This window comes from Micromonospora sp. NPDC005163 (genome assembly GCF_053599835.1).
This window is the reverse complement of the sequence record NZ_JBSFYP010000024.1, coordinates 68,868-87,650: the sequence shown is the minus strand read 5'-3', so window position 1 is coordinate 87,650 and position 18,783 is coordinate 68,868. Positions and strand designations below refer to the sequence as shown.

Below are 18,783 nucleotides of genomic sequence, written 5' to 3'. Positions count from 1 at the left end.
AGCGAGGACGAGGAATGACCGACATGAAGGCCCCGACCAGGGCGAGGGTGGCTCCACTGCTCCGCCGGGCCGCAGCGACGGAGGGCGCCATGTGGCGCAGCCTCTACGTGTGGGCACGGCGTAAGCCGCTGCCGCTGGCCCAGGGCGACGATCCGTTCGGCTACCTCGGCGTGGTCAAGCCGATCCTCGGCATCTTCATCGCCCTGTCGATCGTCGAGATTCCGGTCTTCGACCTCATCGTCACCCACGTGGTGCCGTGGCGGCCGGCCCGCTGGATCGTGCTCGGCCTCGGCATCTGGGGTCTGCTCTGGATGGCCGGTCTCTACGCGAGCATGCGGATCCACCCACACCTCGTCGGTGACCGGGGCCTGCGGGTGCGGCTGAGTTCGGGAATCGACATCTGGATCCCGTGGACGGACATCGAGGCCCTGCGCAAGCGTCACCGCTCGCTGCCCTCCAGCAGGTCGGTGCAGGTCGAGCAGGAGGGCGAACGACGGGTCCTGAACATCTCGGTCGGCGCTCAGACCAGCATCGACGTTCTGCTGCGCCGACCGACGACCTTCGACCTGCCCAAGGGTCGGACCGAGCCGATGGACGAGCTGCGGCTGTACGCCGACGATCCGGACGGCCTCCTGCGCAGCGCTCGCGGCACCCCCGCGACCGGCGCCGTCAGCCGGTAGCCGCCGCCCGTCGGCGGCGTGTCCGCGCCATCCACTCTGAGATGATCGAGGTCATGCCCAAGAAGGTCGATCACCAGGAGCGACGCACCCTCATCGCTGACGCGCTGATGCGGGTCGCCGCGGATCAGGGCCTGGAGGCCGTCAGCCTCCGTCACGTGGCTGCCGAGGCCGGCGTGTCCGCCGGCATGGTTCAGCACTACTTCCGCACCAAGGACGAGATGATGGCGTTCGCGCTGGCCGTGGTCCGCGAGCGCAGCCAGATCCGGGTCACCGAGGCGATGGACCGGCTGGGCCCGGACCCAGCCCCTCGGCTGCTGCTCCGCACGATGATCGCCGCCCTGCTGCCACTCGACGAGCGGACCCGCGACGACGGCCGGGTGGCGCTGGCGTTCCTCGCCTACACCGCGGTGCGGCCGGCAGCCGCGTCCAGCCTGCGCGAGGACACCGGGCAGCTGACCGGGTTCATCGCCGGCCTGCTGCCCCTTCGGAACGCCGACGCCGCCGCGGCCGGCCTGCTGGCGCTGATGGAAGGGCTGGGCATCTATCTGCTGGGCGGGCAGTACACCGCCGAGCAGGCCTTGGTGGCGCTGGATGCCCACCTCGACCTGATCTTCGGCTCGACGACGGGTGCCTGAGCGAGGATGAGCTGATGAGCCGCGTCCTTCGGACCCGACCGGTGCTCCTGGAGGAGTCACACCGGGCGACCACCTTCGAGATCTTCTTCGACCTGGTTCTGGTACGCCTGGAGCTGCTACACCTGGCTGAGCAACCAGGTCCGCGCCGACGTCGGCCTGGTGCGGGCCGGGATGATCGTGGCGATGGCCGCCATCTTCGTGGCCACACTGGTGATCCCCGACGCGTGGCAGCACGAGGACGGGGCGGTGAGCCATCGTGTTGTACGGCGGCGCCGCGGTCTACCTGATCGGCCGGTTCCTGTTCCTCCGGCTGACCGTCCGCACCTCGCCGAGCCAGTTCGTCGCCATCGGCGTGACACTGCTGCTGGTGCCGGTCGCCGGGGTCCTGCCCGCACTGGCCGCCCTCGGGCTGCTCACCGTCTTCCTCACCATCCTCGTCCTGTACGAGAGGTTCACCGCGCCGGTTCAGTGACGACGTTCTCGACGGCGGCGCGACGAATCGACGGATTGTGCCGCCCCCGCTCGCCATGGCACTGTGCGAATCCTCGGGGAGGGGCGGTTGCAGATGTTGACCATCCAAAGGATGACGCTCGGGTACGGCGACGCGCCACCCGTCCTCACGGACGTCTCGGTGACGGTCCGGCCGGGTCGGGTGCTGGCGTTGACCGGCTCGTCGGGCGCGGGCAAGACCACCCTGCTCAACGCCATGGCGGGGCTGCTGCGGCCGCGCGACGGGGCGGTGACCGTTGACGGGCAGCCGCTCCGCGACCGTGATCACGCGGTGGACCACCGGATCGTCCTCATCCCCCAGGACAACGGGCTGGCCCCGATCCTGACCGCCGCGGAGAACGTGCAGGTGACTCTCGTCGCCGGCGGCGTGGCACCGCCCGAGGCGCGCCGGCAGACCGCCACGGCGCTGGCTCAGCTGGGCCTCGCCGGGCAGGCCGACCAGCTGGTCGAGGAGCTGTCGGGCGGCCAGCAGCAGCGTACGGCCATCGCCCGCGGCCTGGCCCTGGGCGGCGGTGTGCTGCTGGCCGACGAGGTGACCAGTGAGCTGGACGCGGGCAACCGGCAACGGGTGCTGGATCTGTTGCACGACGAGGCCCGGCGGGGCGCGGCCGTCGTGTTCGCCACCCACGACGCGGAGGTCGCCGCCGCCTGCGCGGCGGAGCTGCACCTCGTCGACGGGCGAGCGGAGATCGTGCGCGATTGAGGTAGCTTGCGGTAGGTAACCGGTCCGTATCGATCCGCGTACGCGGGGCGGTGCGCGGGCCGGCTCGTCGGTAGCGTCACCGTCCATGTTGGCCGTCATCGGGGGCGCGCTCGCGGCCCGCCGGGCGCAAGCCCTGGCGGTGCTCCTGCTCGCGGTGCTCGCCAGTGCCGCCGCCGCGGCCGCACCCGGCTACGTGGCCGCCGCCGGGCGGGCCCTCGCCAGCAACGAGTTCTCCACCGCCGACCCGAACGAACTGCGGCTGCGGCTCACCGACCCCACGGAGTACCCGGGGATGCCGGGCGACCCGACCGGGAGTGTGTTCGCCGCCAAGGTCGAGCGACTCGCGCCGGCCGGGTTCGTGGTCGTCCTCGGCGCGCAGAGCGGCGGCGTCGCCGCCGGCCCAGCCGGGCGCGTGACCTCGAACCTGATCTACCGAGCGGGGGTGTGCGAACGGGTCGTGATTGTCGGCGCCTGCCCCCGGTCCACCTCCAAGGGGCAGCTGCCCGAGGTGCTGGTCAGCACGAATACCGCAGCGCATCTGGGTGTCGCCACCGGCGGCCAGTTCACGTTCGGCGCGGTGCCGGTGCGGGTGGCCGGCGTCTACCGGCCGCTGGACGCGACCGACCCGTTCTGGCTCGGCGGCGAATATCTCCGGCCACCCGCACCGGGTTCGGCGCCCCCGTCGGCCGTGGGCAGCGCACCTGACGCCATCTTCACCTCCGAGTCCTCGCCCTTGGCCGACGACGACGCCATCCTGTACCGATCGATTGCTGACCTGTACGTGACCGAGCAGGCGGTGTCGACCCGGTCGGGGCAGGACCTGCGGGACACCGCCGCGGCGGTGACGCGCGACGGAAGCCGCGAGGGTTTCGGTGCCGGCACCTCGCTGCCGAGCCTGCTCGATCGCGTCACCCTCCAACGTGGGCAGCTGGCCGCGGGCGTGACACTGGGTGCCGGCCTGCTCGTCCTGCTCTGCTGGCTGGTGCTCTTCGTGGCGGTCAGCTCGGCGGCCGACGAGCGCCGACCGGAACAGGGCCTGCTCCTGCTCCGCGGGGTGCAGCGCCGACGGCTGTGGGCACTGGCGATCGGCGAGCACGCCGTACCCGTGCTGGTCGCGATCCCCCTGGGCTGCCTGGGTGGCCTCGCCGCCGCCAGACTGCTCGCCGCGCACACCCTGCCCGCCCGTGCCGACGTCATGGTGGACACGACCGTGATCGGCTACGCCGCCGTCGGCGCCGCCGGGGCGCTCACCGCGGTGCTGCTGGCCCAGGCGCGGACCCTGTCCGCACCGGTCGTCGACCTGCTGCGCCGGGTGCCAGCGCGGATGCGGGGGTGGCGGGCGACCGTCGGCGACATCGTGGCGGTGTCCATCGCGGTGGCCGCCCTGGTGCAGTTGCGCTCCGGCGGGTCGCCCTCGGGGTTGGCCCTGTTGGCTCCGGTGGCCGGCGCGCTCGCCGCGGGCCTCCTGCTGGCGCGGGTCGCCATGATCGCCGGGGCGGCGGTGGGGGCGGCGCTGCTGGCACGGGGCCGGACAACCGCTGGCCTCGCTCTCGTTCAGGTGACCCGCCAACCACGATTCCGACCACTGATCGCGCTGCTCACCGTGGTCGTCGCGATGCTCGCCTTCACCGCCGCGACGAGCGAGGTCGCGTCGGCCGCCTACACGGATCGGGCGACCGTCGAGGTCGGGGCACCCCGCGTGGTCGGCGTCGACGCGCTGTCGCACCGGCACCTGCTGGAGTCCGTCCGAGCCGTCGACCCCGAGGGTCGCTTCGCGATGGCCGCGGTGGTGAAGGAGGCAGCCACCGGGGTCGGCACGCCGGTGCTCGCCGTGGACTCGGACCGGCTGGCGACGGTGGCCGCGCCGCACTCGTCGTACGGCGTGGCCCTGGCGGACGTCGCACGAAAGATCCGCCCCGAGGCGCCGGGAGCACCGTTCCTGCTGCGGGGGCGTGAACTCACCGTGGTCCTCTCCGCCAGCTACGACGAGGACGCCTTCGGCGGGAACCGTGTCCGCCTCTTCGTCTCGGTCGCCAGCAGGACCGGCACCCGCCGGATCACCGCCCACAAGGACATCAGTCCCGACCTTCGCGAATACCGCGTGCAGGTGCCCGAGTGCGCGCAGGAATGCCGGTTGGTCAACATGGAGATCGTCGCCCCGGTCGTCTCCCGGCCGCTGAAGATCCGCTTCGAGGAGTTGCGCACCGGCGACAGCGACGCGGAGCGGCTGACCGGAGCGGAGTTGGCCGACCTGCGACGGTGGCGGCAATCCGACCCGACGGACACCTTCCTGACCGCCACGAGTGGCCGGGATGCCGCTCTGGTCTTCGATGTGGCCGAGAACCGTCGGTCCACGCCGGCCGGCATCGCCGTCATCGATTCGCCGTTCCCGTTACCCGGTTGGTTGACCCGGTCCAAGGCGGCATCCCTGCAACGGGGATACCCGTACGAGGGGATCGACGGGTCGCCGACGCAGGCGACGGTTGAGGGCCTGGCGGACCGACTGCCCCGACTCGGGGGATCCGGCATGATCGTCGACCTGGAGTACGCCGACCGGCTCTCCGTCGCCGGCCAGACCGGTGTCAAGGAGGTCTGGTTGGCGCCGACCGCGCCCGCCGACATCGTCGACCGGCTGCGGGCACAGGGTCTGGTCATCCAATACGACCGGACGACCGCCAGTATGCGGCAGGGCTTCGACCGGCAGGGGCCGGCGTTGGCGTTGCGCTTCAACCTGTTCGCCGCGTTGGCCGGGGTCCTGATCGGGGCGGCCGGTCTCATCGCGGCGGCAGCCGCCGAACAGCGCAACCGGGTCGCCATGCTGGTGGCGCTCCGGCGGCAGGGGCTGCCCCCACGCGCCGTCCGCGGCGGCTACGGATGGCCGGTCGCGGTCGCCACCGTGGCGGGCGGCCTCGCCACCCTCGTGATCTGGATCCTCATGCGGAGTGGGCAGCGCCTGTTCGGTGACGGCCGGTCGCCGGTCCCGTTGCCCGACTGGCCGGACGTTGGCCGACTGCTGTTGTTCGTGGTGCCCACGGTCGTTCTCTTCGCCCTCACCGCGGCGGTGCTCGGCCGGTTCGTCGCCGCCTCGGTCCGCCGCCGGACCGGCCGATGACCGCCGCACCGCCCTCCGAGGGCGTCCCCGTCACCTGCCACCGGCTGATCCACATCTACTCCACCGGGACCGGCGACGTGGTCGCGCTCTCCGGCGTGGACCTGTCCATCTCCGCCGGCGAGATGCTGGCGCTGGTCGGGCCGTCCGGCTCGGGCAAGTCCACCCTGGTCTCCATTCTCGGCGGGCTCATGCGGCCCAGCGCCGGCCGGGCGTACGTGGGCGAGCACGACCTGTCCCGGCTGTCCCCGACCGGTCTGGCCGCCCTCCGCGGGCCCACGGTCGGGACGGTGTTGCAGGGCGCCGAACGCAACCTGCTGCCGTACGTGTCGCTGTCGCGCAACATCTGGTTGGCCCAGCGGCCGGCGGCGCGGCTCGCCGGGCGCCGGCTGGATCCGCCGGAGGCGATCCTGGAGCTCGTCGGTCTCGCCGGCGCCGGCGCGCGCCGCTTGAGGGACCTGACCCCGGGGCAGCGTCAGCGGGCCGCACTGGCACAGGGGCTCGCCGCCGGGCCCGGCCTGCTCCTGGTCGACGAGCCGACCAGTCAGCTCGACGGGGCCGGTCGCGACGAGGTGCTCGCCGCGCTGGCCACCATCAACTCCGAGCGGGGGACGACGGTGGTCGTGGTGACCCACGACGGTGACGTCGGTGCCCAGCTGGGTCGAGCCGTCACCATCCGCGACGGCCGGGTGGGCGCGGAGGGACGGGACGGTCGGGACTTCGCCGTGGTGGCCGGGGACGGCACTATCCAGCTTCCGCCGGAGACGTTGGCGACCTTCCCGGCCGGGACGCTCTTCGAGGTCGACCACACCGGCGAGTCGATCACCCTGCGCGCCACCGTGAACCCGTCGACCTCCCGCAACGGCGAGGTGACGAGCGGCGAGCGCGGCCCCGCCGCCGGTTGACGAGCCGGCGTTAGAGGCCGAACATCGGCCGGCAGGCCGCCACCCCGTCGACGCGCACCGCGGGCCGCTGCTGCCGCGTCCACGTCTGCCTGGTGAGCCTCAGCCGGTCAGAGACCAGGGCCTCGTCGCCACGAGCGTCGACGGAGATGCCGTCGTGCTCGTAGCCGAGCTTGCGGGACACGCCCTGGGAGGCGTGGTTGTCCTGGAACACTTCGGTGCGGGCGGCCCGCGCGCCCAGGTGGTCGAAGGCCAGCGTGAGCAGACCCACGCGGGCCTCGGTCCCGTAGCCCCTGCCCTGGTGGTCGAGTCCCAGCCAGGCCGATGTCGTGACCTCCCGGACGACCGCGAAGTCGTTCGCTCGCAGGGTGACCACGCCGAGCGGGCGCCCGTGGTGGAACACTCCGAGCCCGAGCCGCCACCGTGCCGCGCTCCACCCCGCGAGCTGGTCCCAGTGTCCCTGCAACACGGACCGCGCCCGATCCTCCGGGCTGCCGTCGGTCCACGGGGTCAGGAACGGACGCTCATCCGCTCGGTGCACGCCGTCGCCGGCAAGCTGGGCCAACGCCGCCAACTCCTCGTCCCGGGGCAGGCGCAGTTCGAGTCGTGACGTCGAGATGATCAGGCCGTACTGGGGCCACAGGTCGGCGAGCATACGCTGATCATGATGCCGGCCGTTCGGCTCCGCCACCGGTTTGTGGAGCCAGCTCCGCCGGCCGCGCTCGCCATCAGGTGACCGGGGACGGGGACTCGGCGCCGGGCAGCATCAGTGTCGGCGCACCGGACCCGTCGGCCGGGACGGTCCAGACGTCGGGACGGCCGTCGCTCTGGCGCAGCGTGTAGGCCAGCGTGACGCCGTCCAGCCAGGCCGCTTGGTCGTCGACGCTGGCCGTCTCCGCCGTCGCGGTCACCCGCATGGTCGACAGGTCGAGGACCGACAGCCGCCAGCCCTTCGCCGGGTCGGCGTCGACGGCCTCCTTGAAGGCGATCCGCGTGCCGTCTTGCGACAGCGACGGGCACTCGACGTTCTCCTTCATCGTCTCGAGGGTGCGGGCGGCGACGTCGCCTCGGACCAGGTACCGCTTTCCGTCGGTGGACATGGTCGCGTAGAAGCGGTTGTCGTCGGCGGTGAAGGTGACGCCCCAGAAGTTGACGTCGGGATTGCGGTAATCGCGGCCGTCCCGGGTGACCGCGAACTCCTCCAGTGACATCACCGTGGCGCCGGTGGTGGTGTCGAGGATGCCCGTGCGCGTGTAGAACCCGCTGCTGGTGTAGGAGTCACCGCCGACGAATGTCGTCCAGGAGACCATCCGGCCGGAGGACGAGACCCGGGCCCGGTTCGGCAGGCCGGGCACGGGAACGGACCGCGTCGGTCGCAGCGCGGCGTCGAGCACGACGACCTGGTACGTCCACGGCGTCTCCGGCTTCAGGCAGACGCCGGTGCCGGCCGCCGCGTACACCCGAAGGCACTCCAGGTTGGTCACGGTGCGCGGCCCGGCGGGGTCGGCCACGGCGACCGACGAGACGTGCCGGTCGGTGATCGCGAGCAGGCGCGGCCCGGGCGTCAGGGTGACCGCCTGATCCGCGCCGGCGGCGGGTGGTGGGGTCCGGTCCCGTCGCGCGGCCGTGGCGGTGTATCCGACCGCCACGGTGCCCAGCAACACCGTCGAGACGGCCACCACACCGAGTTTCGTTCGGGTCGACAACGTCATCGGGGCACCTTCCGGGTGAGCAGGCGGGACGGGGTGGCCAGCAGGAGCACCTTGACGACGAGGACACCGCCGACGGCCAGGGCCGCGAGCCGGATCGCGGTCTCCGGTCCCCACGCATGCCAGGTGAGACCGAACAGGACCGAGGAGACGAGGTACGCCAACGCCTGCCCGGTCTGCACGAGCGCGATGCCGGTGGTCCGCAGCCGTGGTGGCAGCACCGGGCCGGCGAGCGCGATGAGCACGCCGTCAGTGGCCGCGTAGAACGTGCCGTACAGCGCCAGGGTCAGCACGAGCACCGGCCAGCCGTGGACCGGGCCGGCCAGCAGCAGGTACGTCACGCCGAGGGTCGCGTAGCCGCCCACCACCACCGGCAGCCGGCCGATCCGGTCGGCGAGCACACCGAGTGGGGCGGCGAGAACCAGGTACGCCAGGCTGGTCCCCACCGCGAGCAGCGGAAACCACCGCAGGCCGAGGTCCTCGCGGCGCTGGAGCAGCAGATAGACGAAGCCGTCGCCGATCGTGGCCAGCCCGAGCAGTGCCGCCGCCAGCAGCAGGCGGCGGGCGGGGCGGCTGCGCAGCAGACCGAGCGCCTCGCGTACGGAGACCTTTGGGTCGTCCGGGCCGTCCGTCGGCTCGCCGTGCGGACGCTCCCGGACGAAGAGCACGAGCACGACGACGGCCAGCACGGCGACGCAGAAGCTGGTGACGAAGACCGCGTCGTACGACTGCCCGACGGCCAGCAGCACCGCGAACGCGGCCAGCGGCCTGAGGAACGCGCCGACACTGTCCATCGCCCGGTGCACACCGAACGCCCGGCCCAGCGCCTCGGGTGGTGTGGAGAGCGTGATGAGCGCGTCGCGCGGTGCGCTGCGGATGCCCTTGCCGAGCCGGTCGACGGCGATGACGGCGCCGATGGCCGGCACGGACCGGCCGGCGAACAGCAGGCCGAGCTTGGCGGCCGCCGAGAGCGCGTAGCCGACGCCGGCCACCAGCTTGTGCCGACGGAAACGATCGGCGGCGAAGCCACCGACGACTCGCAGCAGCGCGCTCGCTCCGGTGTGGACGCCGTCGAGCACGCCGAAGGCCAGTGGGCTGAGTTGCAGACCCAGCACCAGGTAGAGCGGCAGGACGGCGGTCACCATCTCGGCGGAGACGTCGGTGATCAGGCTGACCGTGCCCAGGGCCACGACGTTGCCGCCGACCAGGGCCAGCCGGCGGCGGGGCCGTCCGGAGGCGGGCGGGTCGGAGGGGGGCGGGTCGGCGCCCGGTCGGGAGACGGTCGACAGGTACACGAGCATCTCCTCGAATCGGCGGCCTGACGGTCAGCCATCCTGCGAACTAATCGGAGGGGTTACAAGGAGCCGTCGGGAGCGAGCAGACGAGCGTCGGGTGAACACGTCACCAACATCGAAATGTTTCGCTGTTTGAGCGTACTGTTCATCTGGCCGTAGTCCGCCGGTCCGGCGACCTTCCTACGTTCCTTGCGCTCGACACACGCAGAGAAGGGGTCCTGGATGGACATTCGATTTCCCCGCCCACCGGTGGCGCTGGGGGCGATCGCGGTGCTGGTCGCCGCCACCGCCGCGGTCGTCGTGACCGGCGCAGGTGCGGCGTCGGCGGCGACCGTGACGTACGCGCCGGTCGCCGACACCTACGTCCAGAGCGACACGGCGTCCACCAACTACGGCACGTCCACGCAGATCGTGGCCGACAACTCCCCCGTCCGACGGTCGTTCCTGCGCTTCACCGTGAGCGGCGTCAGCGGCACGGTGACCACCGCGAAGCTGCGGCTGCGCACGATCAGCGGCAACAGCGGCAGCGACGCCGGTGGCACGTTCCGGAGGATGTCCAACACGAGCTGGTCGGAGACCGGCACCACCTGGAACAACCAGCCGGCCATCGACGGGGCCACGCTCGGCTCGATCGGGGCGGTCAGCGGCGACACCTGGTACGAGCTGGACGTCCGGGCGGCGGTCACCGGCAACGGCACGTACAGCTTCGGGGTGACCTCCGCCAGCGGTGACGGCGTCTACTACGACTCGCGGGAGAGCGGAGCCGACGCACCGCAGTTGGTGGTCACGACCGGGACCACGCCGCCACCCTCCGGCGACCCGGTCCTGGTCGGCGCCGGTGACATCGCCAACTCCGGCTCGGGCGACACCGCCACCGCTGCCCTGCTCGACAACATTCCCGGAACGGTCTTCACCACCGGCGACAACGTCTACAGCAACGGCACCGCCGCCGAGTTCAACAGCTACTACGCCCCCACCTGGGGCCGGCACAAGGCGCGCACCCGCCCGGCGCCGGGCAACCACGACTACAACACCTCGGGAGCCACCCCCTACTACAACTACTTCGGTACGCAGGCCGGCCCCAGCGGGCGCGGCTACTACTCCTACGACCTCGGCAACTGGCACGTCGTGTCGCTGAACTCGAACATCAGCATGTCGGCGGGCTCCACCCAGGAGCAGTGGCTACGGGCCGACCTCGCGGCCAGCAGCAAGCCGTGCACGCTGGCCTACTGGCACCACCCGCTGTTCACGTCGAGCTCGAACCACGCGCCGTCGACGTCGACGCGGCCGCTGTACCAGGCGCTCTACGACTACAACGCCGACGTGGTCGTCTGGGGGCACAACCACGTGTACGAACGGTTCGGCCCGATGAACCCGGCCGGTGGCTACGACGCCAGCCGGGGCATGCGCAGCTTCGTCGCCGGGATGGGCGGTGCGGACCACTACAGCTTCGGCACCATCCAGCCCAACAGCGAGGCCCGCAACAGCTCGGCGTTCGGGGTACTGAAGTTCACCCTGCACGCCGGCAGCTACGACTGGCAGTTCGTGCCGGTCGCCGGGCAGACCTACAACGACAGCGGCACCGGCAACTGCCACTGATCCGTCGACCCCGCTGCGCTGCTCGCGGCGCAGCGGGATCGCCGGCGGTGGTCAGGGGCCAGGCCGGGCGACGCGGCGTCAGCGGGTTCCGGCGGCGCGTCGCTTGTTATAGACGTCGAAGGCCACGGCCACCAGCAGAACGAGCCCCTTCACCACCGACTGTGTCGACTGGTCGACGCCCATCAGCTGCATGCCGTTGCTCATCACCGCCATGATCAGACCACCGACCATCGCGCCCACCACGGTGCCCACGCCGCCGGTGACCGCCGCGCCACCGATGAACGCCGCAGCGATCGCGTCCAGCTCGAACATGTTGCCGGCGGCGGGCTGGGCGCCGTTGGACCGCGAGGAGTAGATGACGCCGGCCACCGCCGCCAGGAAGCCCATGTTGACGAACATCCAGAAGTTGACGGTGCGGACCTTCACCCCGGACAGCGCCGCGGCCGAGAGGTTGCCGCCGATCGCGTAGACCTGACGACCGAACACGGTACGCCGGGTCAGCAGGCCGTAGACCAGGACGAGGACCGCCAGCACGATCAGCACGATCGGGAGGCCGCGGGCGTGCGCCAACTGCCAGGCGAAGTACATGATGACCGCGCCGACCGCGGCGACCCGGGCGACGAACAGCGGGAACGACTCGACGGGCTGCTGGTAGCGGATGCGCGCGACGCGGGTGCGGAAACCGCTCACCGCGTACCCGGCCACGGCGACGGCTCCGATCAGCAGCGTGAAGGCGTCGAAGCCCTGCCCGCCGAACAGTCCGTTGAGGAATCCCGCCGCGACGCGCTGGTACTCGGCCGGGAACGGCGACAGCGAGATGTTGTCGAGCACCCGCAGGGTGAGACCCCGGAACAGCAGCATCCCGGCCAGGGTCACGATGAACGCCGGGATCCCGGCGTACGCCACCCAGAAGCCGTGCCAGGCGCCCACCGCGACGCCGACGACGAGCGCGGCCAGGATGCCGACCCACCACGGGTAGCCCTGCTGGATCACCAGGACCGCGGAGACCGCTCCGGTCAGCGCGACCACCGAACCCACCGACAGGTCGATGTGCCCACCGATGATCAGGATGACCATCCCGATCGCGAGCACCAGGATGTACGAGTACTGCAGGACGATGTTGGTGATGTTGCCGGGGCTCAGCGACACCCCGTCGGTCAGGATCGCGAAGAGCGCGACGATGACGACCAGGGCGACGTAGATCCCGCTCTGCCGCAGGTTGTTCAGCACCAGGGCCCGAAGGTCGCTCGTCCCGGTGTGCAGGGCGGCGGCCGGCGCGCTGTCCGGGGGCGTCGGGCGCTCCGTCGAGGGGGTCTTGATGCTGGTCATCCGACGAGCTCCTTGTCCTTGGTCATCAGCTCCATGAGGCTCTCCTGGGTCGCCTCGCCGACCGGCTTCTCACCGGTGATCCGGCCGGCGGCGAGGGTGTAGATGCGGTCACACATCCCGAGCAGCTCCGGCAGCTCGGAGGAGATGATGATCACCGCCTTGCCCTCGCCCACGAGCCGGTTGATGATCGTGTAGATCTCGTACTTGGCCCCGACGTCGATCCCGCGGGTGGGCTCGTCCAGGATCAGCACGTCGGGGTCGGTGAAAAGCCACTTCGACAGGACGACCTTCTGCTGGTTGCCGCCGGAGAGCTTGCCGACCACCGCCATGACGCTGGGCGCCTTGATGTTCATCTCCCGCCGGCTCGCCTCGGCGACCTTGATCTCCTCGTTGCCGTTCACCCAGCCCAGCCGGGCCAGCCTGGCCAACGCGGCGGCGGAGACGTTGCGGCGGACGTCGTCGATGAGGTTCAGGCCGAACCGCTTGCGGTCCTCCGTGACGTAGGCGATGCCGTTGTCGATCGCCTCCGCGACCGTACGGGCCTTCGCCTCCCGCCCGTGCACGAACAGCCGACCACTGATGTCGCGGCCGTAGGACCGGCCGAACACGCTCATCGCCAGCTCGGTGCGCCCGGCCCCCATCAGCCCCGCGATACCGACGACCTCACCGGCCCGCACGGACAGGCCGACGCCCTCGACGACCAGCCGGTCCTGGGTCGGGTGCCGTACCGTCCAGTCCTCGATCCGGAGCACCTCCTCGCCGGGGGACGACACCCGGTCCGGATAGAAGCTGTCCAGGTCGCGCCCGACCATGCCCCGGATGATCCGCTGCTGGGTCACGTCGTCGGCCCTCATGTCGAGGGTCTCCACCGCGCGCCCGTCCCGGATGACCGTGGTGGAGTCGGCGATCGCGGTGATCTCGTTGAGCTTGTGCGAGATCATGATGCAGGTGATTCCCTGCTCCTTGAGCTGCCGCAACAGGTCGAGCAGGTGAGCCGAGTCGACGTCGTTGAGGGCGGCGGTCGGCTCGTCCAGGATGAGCAGGCGCACCTTTTTCGACAGCGCCTTGGCGATCTCCACCAGCTGCTGCTTGCCCACCCCGAGCTGGATGACGGGAGTGACCGGATTCTCGTGCAACCCGACGGACGCCAGCAGCTCCGCCGCGTCGGCGTTGGCCCGGTTCCAGTCGATGAGCCCACTGCGGCCGCGGCGCTCGTTGCCGAGGAAGAGGTTCTCGGCGATCGACAGGTACGGCACCAGGGCGAGTTCCTGATGGATGATGACGATGCCGTTGGCCTCGCTGTCCCGGATACCGCGAAACTGCATCGGTTTGCCGTCGAACAGGATCTCGCCGTCGTACGAGCCGGACGGGTGCACCCCGGAGAGCACCTTCATCAGCGTGGACTTGCCGGCGCCGTTCTCGCCGCAGATGGCGTGGATCTCGCCCCGGCGCACCGCGAGGGTGACGTCCTCCAGCGCGGTCACCCCGGGGAAGGTCTTCGTGATGCGACGCATCTCGAGGATGGTGTCGTCCATGGTCACTGTCCTCAGTCGGATCGGGACGCGGTACGCCATGATGCCGGGCCCGGCGGTGAACGCCGAGCCCGGCAGGCAGATTACTTCTTGGCCTGACCGGCGGCGACCTCTTCCGCCGTCCAGTAGCCCGAGTCGATCAGCGCCGTCTTGATGTCGTCCTTGTAGACGGTCACGATCGGCAGCAGGTACGACGGCACGACCTTCACGCCGTTGTTGTACGTCTGCGTGTCGTTGGCCTGCGGCTGCTTGTCCTGCAGGAACGCCTCGGCGGCGTTCACGGCCTGCTCGGCCAGCAGCCGGGTGTCCTTGAAGACCGTGCAGGTCTGCACGCCGTCGTTGATCAGCTTGATCGAGGCGATCTCGGCGTCCTGACCCGTCACCGCCGGGAGCTTCTTACCCGCCTTGCCGTAGCCGGCGTTCTGCAGGGCGGTGATGATGCCCCGGGAGATGCCGTCGTACGGCGACAGGACCCCGTCGACCCGCGCGCCGTCGTTGTAGCTGGAGGTGAGCAGGTCCTCCATCCGCTTCTGCGCGGTCTCCTGCTGCCACCGCAGGATGGCCACCTGCTCGATGGTGGTCTGTCGCGACTTCACCTTCAGCGTGCCGGCGTCGATGAACGGCTTCAGCGTGTCCATCGCGCCGCCGAAGAAGTACTGGGTGTTGTTGTCGTCCAACGACCCGGCGAACAGCTCGACGTTGAACGGACCCTTCGCCGTACCCTTCGAGCCGTCCTTGTTCTGCAGGCCGAGGCCGACCAGCAGCCCGGTGGCCTGGGCGACGCCCACCTTGTAGTTGTCGAAGCTGACGTAGAAGTCGACGTTCTTGCTGCCGCGGATCAGCCGGTCGTACGCGATCACCGGGATCTTCGCGTCGGCGGCGGCCTGCAACTGGCCGCTGAGCGCCGTGCCGTCGATCGCCGCGATGACCAGAACGTCCGCACCCTGGGTGATCATCTGGTCGACCTGCTGCGACTGGGTGGGGATGTCGTCGCCCGCGTACTGGAGGTCGACCTTGTAGCCCTTGGCCTCCAGCTTCTGCTTCACCGCGTTGCCGTCGGCGATCCACCGCTCGGAGGTCTGCGTCGGCATCGAGACGCCGATGGTCAGGTCGCCGGGTTTCTTCGCGCTGGTGTCACCGCCGCTGCCAGCACCCTCGCCACTGCACGCCGCCAGGCTCAGCGCCAGCACCGCGCCGCCGAGAGCAACCAGGAACTTCCTGCCCACGGGCCTCTCCTCTCTGGACTCCCCAGCCGACCGCCGGGGCCACCTGTCATCTTCCCGGGTAGTGTTAGCGCTCACATAGACCACGTCAACACTTAATCCGAAATGCCGGCGTCACGGTCTCGTAACGGCGGCCACCCGGCAAGCCGGCCTGCGCGGCTTCGGCCTCGCCGACGCGGCCCGCGACTGGCCGACGCGGCCCGCGACTGGCCGGCGCGACCTCAGCTGGCCAGCGCGGCCTCAGCTGGCCGGCGCGGCCTCAGCTGGCCGGCGCGGACTTGCCGACCGCCCTGACAGCGACCCTGCGAATCTGCGCCCGAGAGCGGCCGGTGATCGACTCGTCTTCGTTGATGTCGGGGCCTCCCCGACGCCCGGACGCCCCGACATCAACGAAACCGAGTCGATCAAGCGGCATGGAGCCGCTGCGGCGGACCGACGGCGGACCGATCCGACCGCGGCCCGGTCCAGGCACCTCCCTGCCCCACATCTGGAGCAGGTCGACAGGAAGCAGGTGTGAGGTCGGCCGGCCAGCGACCAGACAGCGACCGGCCAGACAGCCGCCCCTGAGGACCTCCGCCTGAGGTTCCGCCGGTGATCGACTCGTCATCACTGATACCGGGGCATCCCCGATGCCTGGACACCCCGACATCAAGGAAAACGAGACGATCAAGCGGCAACAAGCCGCGCTCGGCCGGTCTGAATCGGAGGTGGCATGGGCCTGGGCGCTGCCAGCCGGCCGCCAGCGACCAGACAGTGTCAGCGGGCCGGGGGTGGGGCGACGCTGTCGCGGGCGACCAGGGTCGGTGCGATGGTCTGCCGCAGCGCCCCTCCGGTGCCCGATTCGATCTGGGCCAGCAACAGCTGGATGCTCGCCCGCGCAACGGCGCCGAAGTCCGGCCGGACGGTGGTCAGCGGCGGAATGAAGTACGCCGCCTCCGGCACGTCGTCGAAGCCGACCACGCTGATCTCGTCCGGCACCCGTCGACCGAACTCGTGCAACGCCCGCAGCACGCCGAGCGCGAGATGATCGTTGGCGGTGAAGATCGCGGTGACCTCCGGCATCCGCGCCAGCAGCTGCCCGGACCGGTAACCCGAGGCCGCGGACCAGTCCCCCTGCATCAACGGTGGCGGGTCGACCCCCGCGGCCAGCAGCGCCTCCCGCCAGCCTTCGATACGCCCAACGCTGTCGAACCAGTCGGACGGCCCCGACACGTGCCAGACCGTGCGGTGCCCGGCGTCGAGCAGATGCTGGGTCGCCGCCCGGGCACCCGCCACCTGGTCGACCGTCACCAACGGCACCGGACGGCGGGGGTCACCGTCGACGGTCACCAGCGGGACGTCCTTGGGCAGGCGTTCCAGCGCCTCACCGGCCGACTCCACCGGCGCGATGACGACGATGCCGGCTACCCGGTGCGACAGGTGCCGCTCGACCGCGTCCGAGATGGAACGGTGGTCCAGGTCCCGCACGCTGCCCACACTCACCGCGAAACCCTCCTCCGCGGCGGTCTGCTCCAGCGCGGCCAGCAACGACGCCGGCCCGTACAACGTCGTGTTCTGCGCGACCACGCCGATCACCTGCGATCGGCCGGTCACCAATGCACGCGCAGCACCGTTGGGTCGATAGCCCAGTTCCTCGATCGCCGCCCGCACCCGCAGCCGGGTCTGCTCACGGACGTTGGGGTGCCCGTTCAGCACCCGCGACACCGTCTGGTGGGAGACACCGGCCAGACGGGCGACGTCCGTCATCGCCGGACCATGCACGGCCATGTCACTTCCCCCGTCTGCGTACCCGAAGTCGCGGCCCGCCGACGTCGACTGGAGCGGTCGGCCGATCCCGGCGCTCAGCCACCACGCCGATGCCAAACCCCCGCTGACCAGCGCTGGATAGCCGCCAGTCTACGCCAGCCACAGCCCTGACCAGGCGTGCGGCTGGCCAGGGGTGACGTCCCGGGCGGCGTGGGCGTCTCCTGCCGGGGCAGGGCATCCTGCCGCCCACGCCGCCTGTCACGGTCACTGCCTCGTGATCATGTTAGAAACCGCGGGCCAGCCGGTAGTAGGCCTGGTTCCAGCGGATCTCGTCGGCGAAGCGGCGGGGCTCGGTGTCGGCGTCGATGACGACCAGTTCGGTTCGGCTCATCTCCGCCAGGTCGTGCAACTCCTCCACGCCCACCGCCTGCGACAGCACGGTGTGGTGCGGGGCGCCGGCGGTGATCCACGCCTCGGCCGAACCGGGCAGGTGCGGTCGCGGACGCCAGACCGCCCGGGCCACCGGCAGTCGCCGCAGCGGCTGCGGCGGAGACACCACGTCGATCTCGTTGGCCACGAGCCGGAAGCGCTCACCCATGTCGGCCAGCCCCAGCACCACCGCCGGTCCGGGTGCGGCGTCGAACACGAGCCGGACCGGATCCTCGCGGCCGCCGATGCTCAGCGGATGGACCTCCACGTTCGGGACGCCGCCCGCGATGGTCGGGCAGACCTCCAGCATGTGCGCGCCGAGCACCAGTTCCTCGCCCGGGGTGAGGTCGTAGGTGTAGTCCTCCATGAACGATGTGCCGCCGTCCACGCCCACCGACATCGCCTTGAGGGTGTGGACCAGCACGGAGGTCTTCCAGTCGCCCTCGCCACCGAACCCGTAGCCGTCCGCCATCAACCGCTGCACGGCGATGCCGGGCAGCTGACGCAGCCCACCGAGGTCCTCGAAGTTCGTGGTGAACGCCCGGAACCCGCCCGAGTCCAGGAAGGCGCGCATGCCGAGCTCCAGGCGGGCGGCGTAGCGCAACGAGTCGTGCCGCTCTCCCCCGGAACGCAGCGCCGGGACGATCCGGTAGCTGTCGTCGTACTCCTTGACCAGATCGTCCACCTGCGCGTCGGCGACCTCGTCGACCACCTGGACAAGGTCGTTGACGCCGTAGGTGTTGACCGACACCCCGAAGCGCAGCTCCGCCTCGACCTTGTCGCCCTCGGTCACGGCGACATCGCGCATGTTGTCGCCGAAGCGGGCCAGCCGCAGCGACCGCATCGCCGACCAGCCGAGCGCCGCGCGGGCCCACGCCCCGACACGGGCGGTCACCCGCGGATCGCTGACGTGCCCGGCCACGGTCTTGCGGGCCACACCGAGCCGGGTCTGGATGTACCCGAACTCACGGTCGCCGTGGGCGGCCTGGTTCAGGTTCATGAAGTCCATGTCGATGTCGTCCCACGGCAGCAGGACGTTGGCCTGGGTGTGCAGGTGCAGCAGCGGCGTCTGCAGGGCGTCCAGCCCGGCGATCCACATCTTCGCCGGAGAGAAGGTGTGCATCCACGCGACGACCCCGATCGCCCCCTGGGCGGCAGCCTCGCGGCAGACCCGCAGGATCTCACCGCTGTTGGTCAGGACCGGCTTCCAGACCACCCGGGCCGGAATCTGCGGCGAGCCGTCGAGCGCGGCCGCGATCAGGCGGGACTGCTCGGCCACCTGCCGGAGAGTCTCCTCGCCGTACATTCCCTGGCTGCCGGTGAGGAACCAGATCTCGGGTGCGGTGTGTGGTGCCATGGGGTTGCCTTCCGCGAGAGGGGCG

General features: G+C 70.9%; 15 protein-coding genes and 1 pseudogene. 8 read left to right on the top strand and 8 right to left on the bottom strand.

Features of this window, described 5'->3' with window-relative positions:
* The first annotated feature begins 14 nt into the window (after positions 1–14).
* The 7 genes and pseudogenes from ACWD6N_RS18460 (at position 15) to ACWD6N_RS18430 (ending at position 6,542) form a co-directional block, all read left to right on the top strand.
* A complete protein-coding gene (locus ACWD6N_RS18460) occupies positions 15–680 on the top strand; it encodes a hypothetical protein (RefSeq protein ID WP_354966053.1) in 666 nt (221 codons plus the stop codon).
* 41 nt (positions 681–721) lie between these two features.
* Positions 722–1,315 (top strand): TetR/AcrR family transcriptional regulator, encoded by a 594-nt coding sequence (locus tag ACWD6N_RS18455; RefSeq protein ID WP_450004994.1) that lies wholly within the window; start codon positions 722–724, stop codon positions 1,313–1,315.
* Between the two features lie 126 nt (positions 1,316–1,441).
* A pseudogene (locus ACWD6N_RS18450) lies at positions 1,442–1,495 on the top strand (hypothetical protein); the annotation flags it as partial.
* A 76-nt stretch (positions 1,496–1,571) separates the two neighbouring features.
* Positions 1,572–1,787 carry a hypothetical protein gene (locus ACWD6N_RS18445; RefSeq protein WP_387327072.1) on the top strand — a complete coding sequence of 72 codons (216 nt, stop codon included), beginning with the start codon at positions 1,572–1,574 and terminating at the stop codon, positions 1,785–1,787.
* 111 nt (positions 1,788–1,898) lie between these two features.
* Positions 1,899–2,528 (top strand): ATP-binding cassette domain-containing protein, encoded by a 630-nt coding sequence (locus ACWD6N_RS18440; protein WP_387327069.1) that lies wholly within the window; start codon positions 1,899–1,901, stop codon positions 2,526–2,528.
* An 85-nt stretch (positions 2,529–2,613) separates the two neighbouring features.
* On the top strand, positions 2,614–5,640 hold the full coding sequence (locus ACWD6N_RS18435; protein ID WP_354966056.1) for an FtsX-like permease family protein: 3,027 nt from the start codon (positions 2,614–2,616) through the stop codon (positions 5,638–5,640).
* Positions 5,637–6,542, top strand: a complete 906-nt coding sequence (locus ACWD6N_RS18430; protein WP_354966057.1) for an ABC transporter ATP-binding protein — start codon at positions 5,637–5,639, stop codon at positions 6,540–6,542. Before ACWD6N_RS18435 ends, ACWD6N_RS18430 begins: the two co-directional genes overlap by 4 nt.
* A gap of 10 nt (positions 6,543–6,552) precedes the next feature.
* Here ACWD6N_RS18430 and ACWD6N_RS18425 read toward each other — a convergent pair whose 3' ends face one another.
* The 3 genes from ACWD6N_RS18425 to ACWD6N_RS18415 all read right to left on the bottom strand — a co-directional run bounded on the left by ACWD6N_RS18425 (position 6,553) and on the right by ACWD6N_RS18415 (position 9,543).
* Entirely contained in the window at positions 6,553–7,194 is a 642-nt protein-coding gene (locus tag ACWD6N_RS18425; protein ID WP_354966058.1) for a GNAT family N-acetyltransferase, read from the bottom strand.
* A 73-nt stretch (positions 7,195–7,267) separates the two neighbouring features.
* Positions 7,268–8,251: a TolB family protein gene (locus ACWD6N_RS18420; protein WP_354966059.1), complete on the bottom strand. Its 984-nt coding sequence runs from the start codon at positions 8,249–8,251 to the stop codon at positions 7,268–7,270.
* Positions 8,248–9,543: an MFS transporter gene (locus tag ACWD6N_RS18415; RefSeq protein ID WP_354966060.1), complete on the bottom strand. Its 1,296-nt coding sequence runs from the start codon at positions 9,541–9,543 to the stop codon at positions 8,248–8,250. Before ACWD6N_RS18415 ends, ACWD6N_RS18420 begins: the two co-directional genes overlap by 4 nt.
* A gap of 222 nt (positions 9,544–9,765) precedes the next feature.
* Between ACWD6N_RS18415 and ACWD6N_RS18410 the strand changes: the two genes are divergently transcribed.
* Positions 9,766–11,142, top strand: coding sequence for a CBM96 family carbohydrate-binding protein (locus tag ACWD6N_RS18410; protein WP_354966061.1), 1,377 nt, complete (start codon positions 9,766–9,768; stop codon positions 11,140–11,142).
* A 78-nt stretch (positions 11,143–11,220) separates the two neighbouring features.
* Here the strand turns inward: ACWD6N_RS18410 and mmsB are convergent, their stop codons facing one another.
* From mmsB to araA, 5 genes are all read right to left on the bottom strand, one after another.
* Positions 11,221–12,471 (bottom strand): multiple monosaccharide ABC transporter permease, encoded by a 1,251-nt coding sequence (mmsB, locus tag ACWD6N_RS18405; RefSeq protein ID WP_354966062.1) that lies wholly within the window; start codon positions 12,469–12,471, stop codon positions 11,221–11,223.
* The gene (mmsA, locus tag ACWD6N_RS18400; protein WP_354966063.1) at positions 12,468–14,006 is read right to left on the bottom strand and encodes a multiple monosaccharide ABC transporter ATP-binding protein; all 1,539 of its coding nucleotides are present in this window, start codon (positions 14,004–14,006) and stop codon (positions 12,468–12,470) included. The genes mmsB and mmsA overlap by 4 nt, the downstream gene beginning before the upstream one ends.
* An 80-nt stretch (positions 14,007–14,086) precedes the next feature.
* On the bottom strand, positions 14,087–15,229 hold the full coding sequence (gene chvE / locus ACWD6N_RS18395) for a multiple monosaccharide ABC transporter substrate-binding protein (RefSeq protein ID WP_354966064.1): 1,143 nt from the start codon (positions 15,227–15,229) through the stop codon (positions 14,087–14,089).
* A gap of 753 nt (positions 15,230–15,982) precedes the next feature.
* Complete coding sequence (locus ACWD6N_RS18390) at positions 15,983–16,972, bottom strand: LacI family DNA-binding transcriptional regulator (protein ID WP_354966065.1); 990 nt, start codon at positions 16,970–16,972, stop codon at positions 15,983–15,985.
* A 283-nt stretch (positions 16,973–17,255) separates the two neighbouring features.
* Positions 17,256–18,758, bottom strand: a complete 1,503-nt coding sequence (gene araA / locus ACWD6N_RS18385; RefSeq protein ID WP_354966066.1) for an L-arabinose isomerase — start codon at positions 18,756–18,758, stop codon at positions 17,256–17,258.
* Between the last annotated feature and the right edge of the window lie 25 nt (positions 18,759–18,783).

What these genes read in the sequence shown, in the direction of transcription:
- ACWD6N_RS18460 (WP_354966053.1), top strand. Translation starts at nt 15, where the DNA reads ATGACCGACATGAAGGCCCCGACCAGGGCGAGGGTGGCTCCACTGCTC.
- ACWD6N_RS18455 (WP_450004994.1), top strand. Translation starts at nt 722, where the DNA reads ATGATCGAGGTCATGCCCAAGAAGGTCGATCACCAGGAGCGACGCACC.
- ACWD6N_RS18440 (WP_387327069.1), top strand. Translation starts at nt 1,899, where the DNA reads ATGACGCTCGGGTACGGCGACGCGCCACCCGTCCTCACGGACGTCTCG.
- ACWD6N_RS18435 (WP_354966056.1), top strand. Translation starts at nt 2,614, where the DNA reads ATGTTGGCCGTCATCGGGGGCGCGCTCGCGGCCCGCCGGGCGCAAGCC.
- ACWD6N_RS18430 (WP_354966057.1), top strand. Translation starts at nt 5,637, where the DNA reads ATGACCGCCGCACCGCCCTCCGAGGGCGTCCCCGTCACCTGCCACCGG.
- ACWD6N_RS18425 (WP_354966058.1), bottom strand. Translation starts at nt 7,194, where the DNA reads ATGCTCGCCGACCTGTGGCCCCAGTACGGCCTGATCATCTCGACGTCA.
- ACWD6N_RS18420 (WP_354966059.1), bottom strand. Translation starts at nt 8,251, where the DNA reads ATGACGTTGTCGACCCGAACGAAACTCGGTGTGGTGGCCGTCTCGACG.
- ACWD6N_RS18410 (WP_354966061.1), top strand. Translation starts at nt 9,766, where the DNA reads ATGGACATTCGATTTCCCCGCCCACCGGTGGCGCTGGGGGCGATCGCG.
- mmsB (WP_354966062.1), bottom strand. Translation starts at nt 12,471, where the DNA reads ATGACCAGCATCAAGACCCCCTCGACGGAGCGCCCGACGCCCCCGGAC.
- mmsA (WP_354966063.1), bottom strand. Translation starts at nt 14,006, where the DNA reads ATGGACGACACCATCCTCGAGATGCGTCGCATCACGAAGACCTTCCCC.
- ACWD6N_RS18390 (WP_354966065.1), bottom strand. Translation starts at nt 16,972, where the DNA reads ATGACGGACGTCGCCCGTCTGGCCGGTGTCTCCCACCAGACGGTGTCG.
- araA (WP_354966066.1), bottom strand. Translation starts at nt 18,758, where the DNA reads ATGGCACCACACACCGCACCCGAGATCTGGTTCCTCACCGGCAGCCAG.